Source organism: Ruegeria sp. HKCCD7221 (assembly GCF_013031225.1).
Taxonomy (GTDB): Bacteria; Pseudomonadota; Alphaproteobacteria; order Rhodobacterales; family Rhodobacteraceae; genus Ruegeria.
Genome location: NZ_WPZE01000008.1, coordinates 57,032 through 72,022 on the forward strand (window position 1 = coordinate 57,032; position 14,991 = coordinate 72,022).

Consider the following 14,991-nt stretch of genomic DNA (forward strand, 5'->3'; position numbering starts at 1 on the left):
GACTACCTCAAATCACAACAAAACCACAACACCTTGATAGCATCGCCATGCAAGCTACAATATAGGGGTGGGCCTTGGGACGACTCTGTGGGAAAGCTGTGGATAAGTACGTAAACCTCATCAAACTTTCGGTCGGATCGGAAAGCGTCGATACGTTGATGGCGTGGCAGGACAGCCGTAAACCGCTCTATGAGGACGGCTGCCCGCGCCATGTCACCCGCATGTGGCCCAAACGCGAGACCGAGATTCTGAACGGCGGATCAATCTATTGGGTGATCAAAGGCGTGATCCAATGCCGCCAGCGCATCTTGCGATTGGACGAGGTTCGGGGCGAGGACGGCATCCGTCGTTGCGCGATCGTACTGGACGCCGAAGTACACCGCACCCAGAACGCCCTGAAGCGCCCCTTTCAAGGCTGGCGCTATCTGAAACCCGAGGATACTCCGGCCGATCTGCCCAAGGGCCGCGAGCAAGACGACGCCCTGCCCGACGATCTGAACCGCGCATTGGCGGATATCGGGTTGCTTTAGCTAAGGCGGTCCAGCAGTTCGGATAGAACGGCTTTGTCCTCAGCCTCATATTTGGCCACACGGCTGCGCCATAGCGTTGCCTGCGATTGCAGGATTAGCCCGTCGGTCAGGATTTTCAGGTGGTTCGCGCGCAGGGTTTCCCCGGTCGAGGTGATGTCAGCAATCGCCTCGGCGGTTTCGTTCATCACGGTGCCTTCGGTCGCGCCCTGACTGTCGACCAGCGTATAATCCGCCACGCCCGCATCCGTCAGGAATTCCCGCACCAGCCGGTGATACTTGGTCGCAATCCGCAGCCGGTGACCATGAGTTTTTCGGAAGGCTGCCGCCGCCGCATCCAGATCGTCCAGTGTATCCACGTCCACCCAACAGGCGGGGGTCGCGATGATCAGGTCCGCTTTGCCAAAACCAAGCTGTGATATCTGTTCGACCTGCTGTTCCCAGCGCGGCAGTTTCTCATGCACCAGATCAATACCGGTCACACCCAGATGAATGCGCCCAGCGGCCAGTTCGCGCGGGATTTCCCCTGCGGATAGCAGGATCAGTGAAACACCGTCGATCCCATCGACTTTACCCGCGTATTCCCGGTCCGATCCGCTGCGCGACAGGGTGATGCCGCGCTTTTCGAACCAGCCAAAGGTCTTGTCCATCAACCGGCCCTTCGAGGGCACGCCCAGTTTCAAACTCATTGCGCGGCCTCCTCGATTTCAAGCATCAGGTCAGGGCGAATGACGCCACCTACGGCCGGAATTTCGGCCCCGTTCCCCAACTGCCGGGTCAGCGCGTCATAGCGCCCGCCAGTTGCAACGGGCGGCAGGTCGGGGCGACCTTCGGCGTAAAAGCCGAAAACAAAGCCGTCGTAATATTCCATCGACGTGCGGCCATAGGCGGCTTCGAAATCCAGCCGCTCCACATCCACGCCACGCGCCTGCAGCGACGCGACCCGCGCCTCGAGCCTGTCCAACGCCGGGGTGATCTGCGGTAAATCCACCGCCACATCTCGCAATTGCTCCAGTGCGAAGGGCATCGTTTCGCGCACGTTCAACAGGGTTTCCAGCCCGACCAATTCGTTATCCGAAATCGGAGGCGTATCGCGATCTTCGCGCAGCGCGGCGATCCGCGCCTCGATCTCGGCGGCGCGGCGTTTGCCGATCATAGGCGCTTCAATGGCAAGTGGGTCTTTGGCATCCAGCAGAGTGTCACGCCCTTCCGGGCCGGGCTTGCGACCAGCGAAGCGATCCAAAAGAACGCGGAAGCGGCGAGGCCGCCACAGGTGCCGCATCAGCGCGGCTTTACGGCGGTCGGTGGTTTTCAGACCCGCAACGGCGGCGGTCAGGATACCGATATCCCCGGTCGCCGCTCGCAACGGCAAGCCACGCAATTGCAGCGCAAATAACGAGAAAACTTCCGCATCCGCGCCTGCGGGGTCGTTGCGGTCGAATACCTCGTACCCGACCTGAATATATTCATTCGAACGGTCCGGGTCGTGCTCCTGACGGCGAAAAACCTCACCGGAATAGGTATAGCGCGCTGGCTCGGCCCCGTCTGACATATGCATCTGCACCACGGGCAGGGTGAAGTCCGGACGCAGCATCTGCTCGCCCCGCAACGCGTCCGAGGTCACATAGGCGCGCGCGCGGATATCCTCGCCATAAAGGTCCAGCAGTGTGTCCGCAGGTTGCAGCAGCGGAGGGTCCACGACCTGCGCGCCTGCCGCCTCGAACCTGACGCGCATCATCGCGGCGCGGGCTTGTATCTGGGAACGGTTGGCCACGGGTCAGTCCTGACTGTCCAGAATTTCGCGCACCTTGGCGACCAGCTCGCCGCGCGGCACTTCGAACTGGCTGGGGCGTTCTTTCCATTCCTCAAGCGTGGCGCTTTCGGCGATCTTGGCCCCAAGGATCAAGTCCTTGATCTGCACGATCCCGTTGGCTTTTTCATCGCCACCTTCGATCACCGCGATGGGTGAGTTCCGCTTATCCGCATATTTCAGCTGATTGCCAAAGTTCTTGGGGTTGCCCAGATAAACCTCGGCCCGGATGCCGGCGTTGCGCAGCTCGGCCACCATAGCTTGATAATCAGCCATACGGTCGCGGTCCATTACCGTGACAACGACGGGGCCGCTGGCTTGCGCCGCAATCCGGCCCTTTTCGCGTAGGGCCGCCAGCAGACGGTCAACTCCGATGGACACGCCGGTCGCAGGAACCTCCTGCCCGGTGAACCGCTTGACCAGATCATCATAGCGACCGCCCCCGGCAACCGACCCGAACTGCCGCTTACGGCCCTTCTCATCGAATATTTCAAAAGTCAGCTCGGCCTCATAGACCGGGCCGGTGTAATAGCCCAGTCCACGCACGACCGAGGGGTCAATCTCGATCCGGTCCGAACCGTAGCCGCCCGCATCCAACAAGGCGCCGATCTGTTCCAGTTCGGCAATCCCATCTGCACCGATCTTGCTGTCACCTACAGCAGCGCGCAGGTTCGCCAGCGTTCCGGCGGCATCCACAGCCTTGGAGGTCAGGAAGGCAATTACCGGCTCGGCCTGATCGTCGATGAGGCCGACACCGTCGATGAACGCGCCCGAGGCATCCAGACGGCCCTTGGTCAGCAGTTCACGCACGCCGGCCTCGCCAACCTTGTCGAACTTGTCGATGGTGCGCAGGACATTGTCGCGGGCAGCGGCGTCTTCGCCCAGCCCCATCGCCTCAAGCACGCCATTCAAAACCTTGCGGTTATTCACCCGCACCAGATAGTCGCCTCGCGGAATTCCCACGGTCTCCAACGTATCGGACAGCATCGCGCATATCTCGGCGTCGGCGGCCATCGACGCCGTGCCAACTGTATCCGCATCGCATTGATAAAACTGACGATATCGCCCCGGCCCCGGCTTTTCGTTGCGCCAGACCGGACCCATCGCATAGCGGCGATAGGGCGTCGGCAGGTCGTTGCGGTGCTGCGCATAGACACGGGCCAAGGGTGCTGTCAGGTCATAGCGCAGGGCCATCCAGTCGCCATTTCCGCCCTCGTCAAATTCCTGCCACGCAAACACGCCCTCATTCGGACGGTCCACGTCGGGCAGAAACTTGCCCAGCGCCTCGACCGTTTCCACGGCGCTGCTTTCTAGCGCGTCAAACCCATAACGATGATAGACGTCCGCAATCGTCTGCAGCATCTGCGCGCGCTGCGAGACTTCCTGGCCGAAATAGTCGCGGAACCCTTTCGGCGTTACGGCCTTGGGGCGGGGCTGTTTCTTGGGCTTGGCCATGTGGGGCGTCCTTGGGCGTTTAGTGTTCCGCGCGCGGTCTATCCCATGCCCCGCATCGGGGCAAGGCGCGCTTTCGCTGGTCTTGGTCCGCCCGTGCCGCTATGACCACGCCCAAAGGAGATCCCCATGCAGCATCTGGAAGAACAGATCGCCCACCTGACCCACACGGTCGAAGATCTGAACGCAGTCGTCACGGCCCAGCAATCCGAGATCGACCGCCTGACCCGACGCGTCGAGATGCTATTGCAACGCGAGGCTGAACGGGCACAAGAAGGGTCCGGCGGTGTCGTCTTTGGCGACGAACGCCCGCCGCATTACTGAAGACTTACAATCCCAAGGTCTTTTTCACCGCTGAATCGACCACACCACCCAACAGCGCGTCCTCGTCACCATCACATCCTTCGGTCAGCGCGGCCAGAAAGGTTTCGCGTAGTTTGGCCTTGTCTTCGTCGGACGCCGCATATGCCTCAATGTCGATCTGCCGATTATACAGCGACAAAGCCGTCATCTTGCCGACGACATCCAGAACATATTCGTCATTCCCGTCCGCCTCTTCAATGACCGAGGCGCAGGTGTGATACATCAACGGCAAAGCGTCCTGCTTCATCTGATCAGCTTCGTCGTCGGCCTTAGCTGCCATAGGCACCGCCAAAAACGCAGCGGCTGAAACCAGCGTGAATACGTGAAAACGCATATCAAGTCCTTTCGAATTTAGCTTTTGCACTCGGTCCGACAGGTCCGGATACTACTTGTTGGCACCGATTATGGCCCCGACAACCGCGCCAGCCGCCGCACCTTTGCCGTCACCGACCAAAGCTCCGACCCCTGCGCCTATCAAAGCGCCCTTGATCGCGTCTTCTTCCTTTTTCTTGTCCGCGAGCGCCTGTGTCGCCGGCATCAGAACCAGCGAGGTTGCAACCGCGACCACCCATATTTTGAAATACAGCCTGGAATTTCCCATTTGGCGTCCTCCCGCGACTTAACCCAAATGAATTTCAACAGAATTCCAGCCTACCCCGACGGGCGTCTTCTGGCAATGAACCGTGGGTTTTCAGATTTCCTCAACCGACATGACACCGTCCAGAGATTTGATTGCCCCCTTGATCTGCGGGTTGATCGGAAAATCATGTCCCAGTTCCATCTCGACCTCACCTGGCAGGCCGGGGGCCATCAACAACAATTGGATCGGCCCGCGCGCGGCGTTTTTGGCAGCACCCGCCGCATCCTCCAGCACTTTGGCCACGGTGGGCAGGGCTTGTTCTTCGTCCACAAAAATGCGCAGACCGGTCGCACCTGCATCGGCCACGACCGTATCTACCGGGCCGACTGACCGACCCAGCAACTTCAACTGATCAGCCTCCATTGTGGCTTCGGCGGTCAAAACCACCTGTGCGCCAGTTTCCAGATATTCCCGCGACTTCTCAAGCGTTTCTGAGAATAGCGTCACCTCATACGCGCCCGTTGGGTCAGACAATTGCGCAAAGGCGAACCGATTGCCTTTGGCGGATTTCCTTTCTTGCCGCCCGGCGACCACGCCTGCCATTTTCGCAATAAACGGGCCAGAGCGCGCCTTTTCCGTTACCTCATCCAGCGTCATCACTTGTTTACGCTTCAATGCGGGCATGTAGTCGTCCAACGGATGGCCCGACAGGTAAAACCCGATAGCCTTGAATTCTTCGCTCAGACGTTCGGCTGGCAACCAGTCCGGCGTCGTGGACAGGCGCGGCTCAGGCAGATCATCCCCGGCCTCGCCGAACAGGGACACCTGGTTTGAATTCTTCTGATCATGGATCGCGGCTGAATACTGCACCAATTGCTCAAGGCTTTCGAACACGCGGCGGCGGTTCTTGTCGAGCTGATCAAACGCCCCCGCCCGTGCCATCATCTCAAGTGGGCGTTTACCGACCTTTTTCAAATCCACCCGGCGGGCAAAATCGAACAGGTTCACGAAAGGCTTATCGCTCGTTTCATCCTGCGCTCCTCCGGCGCGACGTCCATCGACCACAAGGTTCATCGCCTCAACGCCCACGTTTTTCAGCGCGCCCAACGCATAGACCAGATGCCCTTCAACCACGTCGAACGTCGCCAAGGACCGGTTCACGCAGGGCGGCACATAGGGCAGTTCCAGCCCCTTGCGGACTTCTTCAAAATAAACAGCCAGCTTGTCGGTCAGGTGGATATCGCAGTTCATGACACCGGCCATGAACTCGACCGGGTGGTTCGCTTTCAGCCAGCCGGTCTGATAGCTGACCACCGCATAGGCCGCGGCGTGGGACTTGTTGAAGCCGTAGTTGGCGAATTTCTCCAGCAGGTCGAAAACCTCGGAGGCTTTCTTGGCGTCCACGCCGTTTTCACCCGCACCCTTTTCAAACTTGGGGCGTTCGGCGTCCATCGCCTCTTTGATCTTTTTACCCATCGCGCGGCGCAGCAGGTCCGCGCCGCCAAGGCTGTACCCCGCCATGACCTGAGCGATCTGCATAACCTGCTCCTGATAAACGATGATGCCCTGCGTTTCCTCAAGGATGTGGTCAATCAGCGGATGCACGGATTCGATTTTCCGCTGCCCGTTCTTGACCTCGCAATAGGTCGGGATGTTCTCCATCGGGCCGGGGCGGTACAGCGCCACAAGGGCCACGATATCCTCGATACAAGTGGGTTTCATGCGCTTGAGCGCATCCATCATGCCCGAGGATTCCACCTGGAACACCGCCACTGTCTTGGCCGCAGAATAGAGCTTATATGTCGCCTCATCATCCAGCGGGATGGCGTTGATCTGGTTCTCGGCCCCCTCTGCCGGTTCGTAAAGCTCGGTGCCATCGGCGGCGATATGCAGGGGTCGCCCGGATTTGAAGATGATGTCCATCGCGTTCTGGATCACCGTCAGCGTTTTCAGACCCAGAAAATCGAATTTCACCAGCCCGGCCTGTTCAACCCATTTCATGTTGAACTGGGTTGCGGGCATGTCCGAGCGCGGATCCTGATACAGAGGCACCAGCGCGTCCAAAGGCCGATCCCCGATCACAACCCCCGCCGCATGAGTCGAGGCGTTCCGCAGCAGCCCCTCGACCTGTTGGCCATAGGTTAGCAGCCGGTCCACGACTTCCTCGTTGCGCGCTTCTTCACGCAGACGGGGTTCGTCTTTCAGCGCCTTTTCGATGGAGACGGGTTTGACCCCTTCGACCGGGATCATCTTCGACAGGCGATCCACCTGCCCATAAGGCATCTGCAGCACTCGCCCGATATCGCGCACGGCAGCCTTGGACAGCAACGCACCAAAGGTGATGATCTGCCCCACCTTGTCGCGCCCGTATTTCTGCTGAACATAGCGGATCACTTCTTCGCGGCGATCCATGCAGAAGTCGATATCAAAGTCGGGCATCGAGACCCGCTCGGGGTTCAGGAACCGTTCAAACAGCAAGCTGTAGCGCAGCGGATCAAGGTCGGTAATCGTAAGTGCATATGCCACCAACGAACCCGCGCCAGACCCCCGCCCCGGCCCGACGGGAATGTCGTGGTCCTTGGCCCATTGGATGAAATCCGCAACGATCAGGAAGTAGCCGGGGAACCCCATCCCTTCAATGATGCCAAGTTCGAAATCCAGCCGTTCCTGATATTCCTCGGGCGTCACCGCATGCGGGATCACTGCCAGACGTTTCTGCAACCCCTCGTTGGCGATACGGCGCAGCTCGGCCACCTCGTCATCGGCAAATTTGGGCAAGATCGGATCGCGGCGATAGGCCATGAAGGCGCAACGTCGCGCTATTTCAACCGTGTTTTCAAGCGCCTCGGGCAGATCAGCGAACAACGTCGTCATCTCTTGCTGCGACTTGAAATAGTGCTGCGCTGTCAGGCGGCGGCGACCGTCCTGCTGATCGACATACGCACCCTCCGAGATACAGATCAGCGCATCATGCGCCTCATACATATCTGATGTCGGGAAATAGACATCATTGGTGGCGACCAAAGGCAAGTTCTTGGCATAGGCCATCTCGACATGACCACGCTCGGTCAGGCGTTCTGCCTCGGGCTGTCCACCCTCACCAGGATGGCGTTGCAATTCAATATAAAGGCGATCCGGGAACATACCGGCAAGCCGATCCACCAAGGCCTCCGCCGCCGGGCGCTGCCCCTGTTGCAGCAACATACCAACTGGCCCATCCGGGCCGCCGGACAGGCAGATCAAGCCATCTGACCGATCCGCCAATTCCTCCAACGTGACCTGCGGCAACTGCCCGCCCTTGTCCACGTATAAGCATGAACTGAGCTTCATCAGGTTTTCATAACCAACCTCAGACTGCGCCAACAACACCAGTGGCGCGGGTGCTTTGGGCTTTTCGCCGGGCTGCACCTGAACATATGTCAGATCAACCTGACACCCCATGATCGGCTGCACACCCGCGCCACTGGCTGTTACGGAAAACTCCAAAGCTGAGAACATGCTGTTGGTGTCAGTAACAGCGACGGCGGGCATCTCCATCTTTTCACACAGACCCGGCAGCTTTTTCAGCCGCACAGCGCCTTCCAGCAGGGAATATTCGGTGTGAACGCGGAGGTGAATGAATCGAGGGGTACTACTCATGACCGCTACGCTATCCCAGCCTGCGGCCCGGCAAAAGCGCGAACCGCACCCTTTCAATGCCTAAAAAATCGGCGTCTATTATTCGGCTTTTCCAGAAGGTGCTTCGGGAATGGCCGCGCTGCCACTTCAAAAATATGTTTAATAACAAATGACTAATTGGCATCGAGACCAAAAGATTCTCCATCAGATACGGTCAATGGTACATATCACAGGCAGTTTTTCTTGCCAGATAAGGCACGCTGTTTCTAACATCTGACGGCAAGCTATCCGCCCGCCACTCTTTCTACGTCGCATCGAAGGAGGGCACCCAAGGGCGCAACCGGGTAAGGCGACGGGTTTCACGAATGGATATCACGTTTCTTCTGAACGGAGAGACAGTGGAGCTGTCGGATGTTGATCCGGCGGCCACCTTGCTGGACTGGCTGCGCGACGATCGCGGCCTGACCGGCACCAAAGAGGGCTGCAACGAAGGCGATTGCGGGGCCTGCACCGTCATGGTCACGGATGAGGGCGGCGCGAAGGCGCTGAACTCCTGTATCCTGTTCCTCCCGCAACTGCATGGCAAAGCGGTACGCACTGTCGAAGGCGCCAGCAGCCCAAATGGTGACGCCCACCCGGTGCAACAGGCCATGGTCGACTTGCACGGATCGCAATGCGGCTTTTGCACCCCCGGTTTTGTGATGTCGATGGTCGCAAGCCACGCAAATGGCACAACCGACCACGATACGCAGCTTGCTGGCAACCTCTGCCGCTGCACCGGCTATGCCCCGATCATCCGCGCAGCCGAGGCCGCCGAACAACACCCCGTCCCGGAATGGATCACCGGCGACCAAACTTTCTCTTGTTCAAAAATACTTCGGGGGGAGGCCGCAGGCCGGGGGGCAGAGCCCCCCTACCTCCCCAACTCCGCCGACGAACTGGCAGAGCTTTATGCGCAATACCCCGATGCGACGTTGGTCGCCGGGGCCACGGATGTGGGCCTTTGGGTTACCAAACAACTGCGTGATCTCGACCCGGTGATTTTCCTTAGCCGCTGCGAAGACTTGAAACAGATCACGATCACCGACGAAGAAATTCGTTTCGGCGCCATGGTCGACATGAACCGGATGGGCGCGGCTCTGAGCGACCTCCACCCCTCTTACGCCGAGATGATCCGTCGTTATGCCAGCGTACAGGTCCGCCACGCCGCGACCTTGGGCGGCAACATCGCCAACGGGTCGCCCATCGGGGACAACCCGCCTGCCTTGATTGCCCTTGGCGCAACTTTGCATCTGCGCAAAGGCGACGAGCGACGCTCGATGCCGCTGGAAGACTTCTTCATCGACTACGGCAAACAAGACCGCGCACCCGGAGAATTCGTTGAGGCCGTCAGCTTCCCGCGACAGGCGGACCGCTTGAAGGCATACAAGCTCAGCAAGCGGTTCGATCAGGATATCTCGGCCGTCTGCGGATGTTTCAATATCACCATTTCAGAGGGCACCGTAACCCAAGCGCGGATCGCGTTTGGCGGAATGGCGGGCACGCCGAAACGGGCAACCCATGTCGAGGCCGCATTGATCGGTAAACAATGGACCGCTGCGACCATTCAGGCCGCGCTGCCTGCCTTTGCCGACGACTACCAACCACTCACGGACATGCGCGCCTCGGCCACTTATCGTCTGGAAACCGCTAAAGCGATGCTCGAGCGCTATTTCCTCGAAGATCAGGGCGAAGTGACCAACGTGTTGGAGGTGTCGGCATGAGCGTGACCAAACCCCTCCCCCACGACGCAGCCCCACTGCATGTTTCTGGCTCTGCGCGGTACGTTGACGACATCCCCACACCCAAGGGCAGCCTGCACCTGGCCTTTGGCCTCAGCCCGATCGCCAAGGGCAAGATATCAGGCATGGACCTGTCGGCTGTAAAAGCGGCTGATGGGGTTGTCATGGTCATGACGGCTGATGACCTGCCTTTTGCCAACGATGTCTCACCTTCAATTCATGATGAACCGCTGCTGTCGGACGGTACCGTTCACTATGTTGGTCAGCCGGTGTTTCTGGTCGTCGCTACCAGCCATATGGCCGCGCGAAAGGCCGCGCGTCTGGGCAAGATCGACTATGACGAGGAAACTCCGATCCTTACAATCGAAGATGCACTGGCCGCCGACAGCCGGTTCGAGGACGGTCCGCGCATTTACGCCAAGGGCGACGCGGGTGCGGCCATTGCGGACGCGGCTCATGTAATCGAAGGGTCGTTTGAACTTGGCGGGCAGGAGCATTTCTATCTGGAAGGTCAGGCGGCACTTGCCGTGCCGAACGAGGGCGCGGACATGCTGGTCCACAGCTCGACCCAGCACCCGACCGAGATTCAGCACAAGGTAGCCGACGCTTTGGGCGTTCCGATGCACGCTGTTCGCGTGGAAACCCGCCGGATGGGTGGCGGTTTTGGCGGCAAGGAAAGTCAGGGCAACGCTCTGGCCGTCGCCTGCGCCGTGGCCGCGCGAGCGACGGGTAAGGCGTGCAAGATGCGCTATGACCGCGATGATGACATGATCATCACCGGCAAGCGCCATGCGTTCCGCATCTCCTACAAAGCCGGGTTCGATGAGAATGGTCATATTCAGGGTGTTTCGTTCCTGCACCACGCCATCTGCGGCTGGGCGCAGGACTTGTCCCTGCCCGTGGCGGACCGCGCGATGCTGCATTCCGACAACGCCTATCTGTTGCCCAACGCGCGGATTGAAAGCCACCGACTGAAAACAAACACCCAATCCGCCACCGCCTATCGCGGGTTCGGCGGCCCTCAGGGTATGGTCGGGATCGAACGCGTGATGGATCACGCCTCGCACGCGCTTGGATTGGACCCTGTGGAACTGCGACGCCGGAACTACTACGAACCCGCGCACAAGGTGGCCGAAGGTGAACTAGCCGACAAACCACTCGGCCATCCCGACCCGCATGAAGACCTGACCAGCCGCGGCGCTGTTGAGATGGGGGACGCGCCTGTGCGCCCTCTTCCCGCTGGTGGTAACACCACGCCTTACGGCATGGAAGTCAGCGATTTTGAGCTGCACGGCATGACCGCAGCGTTGCTGAAATCCAGTGACTATGCGGCGCGCAAGGCAGCGATAGAAAAATGGAATGCCGAGAACAGCGTGATCAAGAAGGGTATCGCCTTTTCTCCAGTGAAGTTCGGGATTTCCTTCACGCTGACCCACCTCAATCAGGCGGGCGCGTTGGTGCATGTGTATCAGGACGGCTCGGTCCATCTGAACCACGGCGGCACCGAGATGGGTCAGGGCCTGTTCCAGAAGGTCGCGCAAGTGGCTGCGTCACGGTTCGGGATTCCGCTGGACATGGTCAAGATTACCGCAACCGACACCGCCAAGGTGCCGAATACATCGGCAACTGCGGCATCCTCGGGCAGTGATCTGAACGGCATGGCCGTCAAAGCCGCCTGCGACACGATCCGTGACCGGATGGCTGACTATCTGGCCGAGCGGCATCAGGCCGATCCGTCGACAGTCACCTTCACGGATGGCCACGTTTCGGTTGGCGAAGAACGCTATACCTTTGCCGAGGCTGCGGCGCTGGCCTATCAGGGCCGGATCAGCCTGTCCGCCACGGGGTTCTACAAAACTCCCAAGATCGAATGGGACAGGATCGCAGGCCGTGGGCGCCCGTTTTTCTACTTCGCATATGGGGCCTCGATCACCGAGGTCGCGGTGGACACTCTGACCGGTGAGAACCGCATCCTGCGCACCGATATCCTGCATGACGCGGGCGCATCGCTGAACCCGGCGTTGGACATCGGGCAGGTCGAAGGCGGCTACGTGCAGGGCGCGGGATGGCTGACGACCGAGGAGCTGGTCTGGGACGGTAAGGGCAATCTACGCACGCACGCCCCCTCGACCTACAAGATCCCGGCCTGTTCGGATCGGCCCGACATTTTCAACGTAGCGCTTTGGAATGGCGAGAACCGCGAGGACACGATCTATCGCTCGAAAGCGGTGGGTGAGCCACCATTCATGCTGGGTATCTCGGCATGGCTGGCGCTGTCGAATGCGGTCGCCGCGTGCGGAGACAGCTATCCCGCGCTGGATGCCCCCGCCACGGCTGAACAGGTCTGGCATGGCATTCAACGGATGAAGGGAGACATCTGATGGGATTTGACCTTGAGGCTTTGAGGGAGGCGGTCAACACCCACGGGAAAGTCACCCGGGTCGTCATCGCTGCGATCAAGGGGTCATCCCCGCGCGAAGTCGGTGCCGCCATGCTGGTCTGGCAGGGCGGGCAATCCGGCACGATCGGCGGTGGCACGCTGGAATATCAAGCAGCAGAAGCGGCGCGCACTCAAACTGTGCCGTCCCGTCTGACGCAGCACGCGCTTGGTCCCGATCTTGGGCAATGCTGCGGTGGAGCAGTCTCGTTGTTGACCGAGGTCTATGACCTTGATGCAGTGAACGCGCTGGACGACACGATCATCGCACGTTCAGCGTCCGGCGCCGAAATGCCCTTGTCAGTCAAACGGTTGATGGCACAGGTACGCGGACAAGGAACAGTTCCACAGCCCCACCTTCTTGACGGTTGGATGGTTGAGCCCGTCCACAAACCGACCCGCAAGCTGTGGATTTGGGGCGCTGGCCATGTCGGGCGCGCATTGGTCGATGTTCTGTCACCGCTGCCTGAGCTGGCAATCACATGGGTCGATACCGGCCCGGAACGGTTTCCCGGCGATATCCCGGCATCTGTTACGGCTGTACCCGCCGCAAAACCCGCCGAACTTGTCCGTCATGCACCGCGTGATGCCGAGCATTTGGTTCTGACTTATTCCCACAATCTGGACCTGGAACTTTGCAACCGTTTGCTGACGCACGGTTTCGGCTTTGCCGGGCTGATCGGCTCGGCTACGAAGTGGGCGCGATTCCGGTCGCGGCTGGCCGCCCTTGGGCACTCGCCCGAACGGATCAGCCGGATCACCTGCCCCATCGGTGACCCCGGTCTGGGCAAACACCCGCAGATGATCGCCGTTGGTGTCGCAGCACAATTGCTGCGCCCCGCCCGGCAGAACCAGTTGAAGAAGGACCTGAGCGCGTGACCACTCCACTCCTAAGCTTACAAGGGCTGACTAAAGCCTATCCCGGCGTCGTGGCCAATGATCAGGTGTCTTTTGACATCGGCGAAGGCGAAGTTCACGCCCTGTTGGGCGAGAATGGCGCGGGCAAATCCACGCTGGTGAAAATGATCTATGGGCTGGTGAAACCCGACAGCGGCACGATGCTGCTGCGCGGCCAGCCCTTTGCACCACCCGAACCGCGTGCGGCGCGGGCTGACGGGATCGCGATGGTATTCCAGCATTTCTCGTTGTTTGACGCGTTGAACGTGGCCGAAAACATTGCGCTGGGGATGGAGAACCCGCCGCCAATGGGCGATCTGGCCTCGCGTATCCGCGAAGTGTCCGAAACATACGGCCTGCCTCTGGACCCGTTTCGCACCGTCGGCGATCTGTCGGCGGGCGAACGTCAGCGGGTCGAGATCATCCGCTGTCTGTTGCAGGATCCCAAGCTGCTGATCATGGACGAACCCACATCGGTTCTGACCCCGCAAGAGGTCGAGATCCTGTTTGAGACCCTGAACAAACTGCGGTCCGAGGGCACCTCGATCCTGTATATTTCGCACAAGCTGGAAGAGATCCGCACGCTCTGCGATCACGCCACGATTCTGCGGCTGGGCAAGAACGTCGGCGAATGTGTTCCGGCTGAAACCTCGGCCCGTGACATGGCTGAAATGATGGTGGGCTCGACCCTACAAACACCTGAACGCGGTGGCCGAGAATTTGGCGACGTCGCGCTGGATGTAAGCGGATTGTCGGTGCCCTCGCCTTCCGAGTTTGGCACGGCGCTGCGCAATGTACACATGACCGTCCGCAAGGGCGAGGTTCTGGGCATTGGTGGTGTCGCCGGGAACGGTCAGGACGAACTACTGGGCGTTTTGTCAGGTGAAATCCAGACAACAGCTGATGCGATCAAGTTCAACGGCCAACCGATTGGCAAGCTTGGCCCCACCGCGCGACGCAAGCTGGGCGTGCTGACCGCGCCCGAAGAACGTCTGGGCCACGCGGCCGCACCGGACATGAGCCTGACGGAAAACGCCCTGCTGACGGGTTCTGTCCGCGAAGGACTGGAAAGCAATGGGTTCCTGAAGTGGGCCAACACCAAGAACTTTGCGGAAAAGATCATCGAGGCGTTCGACGTACGCACGCCGGGGCCAGAGAACGCCGCGCGATCGCTATCGGGCGGGAACCTGCAGAAATTCGTGATCGGACGCGAAGTTCTGCAAAACCCGGACGTTCTGGTCGTGAACCAACCCACTTGGGGTGTGGACGCGGCGGCGGCGGCCTCGATCCGGCAGGCCATTCTGGACCTGGCGGCCAAGGGCACAGCGGTCATCTGCATCAGTCAGGATCTGGATGAACTGATGGAAATCTCAGACAGTTTCGCGGCCTTGAACGAAGGACGACTAAGCGCACCCCGCCCGACCACTGGGCTGACGGTAGACGAAATCGGCCTGATGATGGGTGGCGCACACGGCATGGAGGTAGCCCATGTCTAAAGTATTACAGAAAAAGATGAAAACGGGGGT

Annotated in this window: 12 protein-coding genes; 6 read left to right on the forward strand and 6 right to left on the reverse strand. The window is 59.9% G+C overall.

The window, feature by feature from the left end; translation table 11 throughout:
* Nucleotides 1-98 precede the first annotated feature (98 nt).
* Nucleotides 99-530 (forward strand): DUF1489 domain-containing protein, encoded by a 432-nt coding sequence (locus tag GOX73_RS17040; RefSeq protein ID WP_171127011.1) that lies wholly within the window; start codon nt 99-101, stop codon nt 528-530.
* Here the strand turns inward: GOX73_RS17040 and hisG are convergent.
* The 3 genes from hisG to hisS are packed head-to-tail and all read right to left on the reverse strand — an operon-like array spanning nt 527 to nt 3,792.
* Complete coding sequence (gene hisG, locus GOX73_RS17045; protein WP_171127010.1) at nt 527-1,216, reverse strand: ATP phosphoribosyltransferase; 690 nt, start codon at nt 1,214-1,216, stop codon at nt 527-529. The genes GOX73_RS17040 and hisG overlap by 4 nt on opposite strands.
* Nucleotides 1,213-2,301, reverse strand: a complete 1,089-nt coding sequence (locus tag GOX73_RS17050; RefSeq protein WP_171127009.1) for an ATP phosphoribosyltransferase regulatory subunit — start codon at nt 2,299-2,301, stop codon at nt 1,213-1,215. Before GOX73_RS17050 ends, hisG begins: the two co-directional genes overlap by 4 nt.
* Before the next feature lie 3 nt (nt 2,302-2,304).
* A complete protein-coding gene (gene hisS, locus GOX73_RS17055; protein ID WP_171127008.1) occupies nt 2,305-3,792 on the reverse strand; it encodes a histidine--tRNA ligase in 1,488 nt (495 codons plus the stop codon).
* Nucleotides 3,793-3,918: 126 nt separating this feature from the next.
* On the opposite strand from hisS, the gene GOX73_RS17060 reads away from it, so the two are divergent.
* Complete coding sequence (locus tag GOX73_RS17060) at nt 3,919-4,113, forward strand: SlyX family protein (protein ID WP_171127007.1); 195 nt, start codon at nt 3,919-3,921, stop codon at nt 4,111-4,113.
* A 4-nt stretch (nt 4,114-4,117) separates the two neighbouring features.
* Here GOX73_RS17060 and GOX73_RS17065 read toward each other — a convergent pair whose 3' ends face one another.
* The 3 genes from GOX73_RS17065 to dnaE all read right to left on the reverse strand — a co-directional run bounded on the left by GOX73_RS17065 (nt 4,118) and on the right by dnaE (nt 8,371).
* The gene (locus GOX73_RS17065) at nt 4,118-4,486 is read right to left on the reverse strand and encodes a hypothetical protein (RefSeq protein ID WP_171127006.1); all 369 of its coding nucleotides are present in this window, start codon (nt 4,484-4,486) and stop codon (nt 4,118-4,120) included.
* Between the two features lie 51 nt (nt 4,487-4,537).
* On the reverse strand, nt 4,538-4,753 hold the full coding sequence (locus tag GOX73_RS17070) for a glycine zipper 2TM domain-containing protein (RefSeq protein WP_171120159.1): 216 nt from the start codon (nt 4,751-4,753) through the stop codon (nt 4,538-4,540).
* A gap of 90 nt (nt 4,754-4,843) precedes the next feature.
* Nucleotides 4,844-8,371 carry a DNA polymerase III subunit alpha gene (dnaE, locus tag GOX73_RS17075; RefSeq protein WP_171135016.1) on the reverse strand — a complete coding sequence of 1,176 codons (3,528 nt, stop codon included), beginning with the start codon at nt 8,369-8,371 and terminating at the stop codon, nt 4,844-4,846.
* 344 nt (nt 8,372-8,715) lie between these two features.
* On the opposite strand from dnaE, the gene xdhA reads away from it, so the two are divergent.
* From xdhA to GOX73_RS17095, 4 genes are read left to right on the forward strand one after another with little or no spacing between them, the layout of a single operon-like run.
* A complete protein-coding gene (xdhA, locus tag GOX73_RS17080; RefSeq protein ID WP_171127004.1) occupies nt 8,716-10,113 on the forward strand; it encodes a xanthine dehydrogenase small subunit in 1,398 nt (465 codons plus the stop codon).
* Nucleotides 10,110-12,512 carry a xanthine dehydrogenase molybdopterin binding subunit gene (gene xdhB, locus GOX73_RS17085; protein WP_171127003.1) on the forward strand — a complete coding sequence of 801 codons (2,403 nt, stop codon included), beginning with the start codon at nt 10,110-10,112 and terminating at the stop codon, nt 12,510-12,512. The genes xdhA and xdhB overlap by 4 nt, the downstream gene beginning before the upstream one ends.
* Nucleotides 12,512-13,447: a xanthine dehydrogenase accessory protein XdhC gene (gene xdhC, locus GOX73_RS17090; protein ID WP_171127002.1), complete on the forward strand. Its 936-nt coding sequence runs from the start codon at nt 12,512-12,514 to the stop codon at nt 13,445-13,447. Before xdhB ends, xdhC begins: the two co-directional genes overlap by 1 nt.
* The gene (locus GOX73_RS17095; protein WP_171127001.1) at nt 13,444-14,961 is read left to right on the forward strand and encodes an ABC transporter ATP-binding protein; all 1,518 of its coding nucleotides are present in this window, start codon (nt 13,444-13,446) and stop codon (nt 14,959-14,961) included. Before xdhC ends, GOX73_RS17095 begins: the two co-directional genes overlap by 4 nt.
* Nucleotides 14,962-14,991: the final 30 nt, after the last annotated feature.

Bases quoted from the DNA above. Each gene is read 5' to 3' on its own strand.
- hisG (WP_171127010.1), bottom strand. From the start codon at position 1,216: ATGAGTTTGAAACTGGGCGTGCCCTCGAAGGGCCGGTTGATGGACAAG.
- hisS (WP_171127008.1), bottom strand. From the start codon at position 3,792: ATGGCCAAGCCCAAGAAACAGCCCCGCCCCAAGGCCGTAACGCCGAAA.
- GOX73_RS17060 (WP_171127007.1), top strand. From the start codon at position 3,919: ATGCAGCATCTGGAAGAACAGATCGCCCACCTGACCCACACGGTCGAA.
- GOX73_RS17065 (WP_171127006.1), bottom strand. From the start codon at position 4,486: ATGCGTTTTCACGTATTCACGCTGGTTTCAGCCGCTGCGTTTTTGGCG.
- GOX73_RS17070 (WP_171120159.1), bottom strand. From the start codon at position 4,753: ATGGGAAATTCCAGGCTGTATTTCAAAATATGGGTGGTCGCGGTTGCA.
- dnaE (WP_171135016.1), bottom strand. From the start codon at position 8,371: ATGAGTAGTACCCCTCGATTCATTCACCTCCGCGTTCACACCGAATAT.
- xdhA (WP_171127004.1), top strand. From the start codon at position 8,716: ATGGATATCACGTTTCTTCTGAACGGAGAGACAGTGGAGCTGTCGGAT.
- xdhB (WP_171127003.1), top strand. From the start codon at position 10,110: ATGAGCGTGACCAAACCCCTCCCCCACGACGCAGCCCCACTGCATGTT.
- xdhC (WP_171127002.1), top strand. From the start codon at position 12,512: ATGGGATTTGACCTTGAGGCTTTGAGGGAGGCGGTCAACACCCACGGG.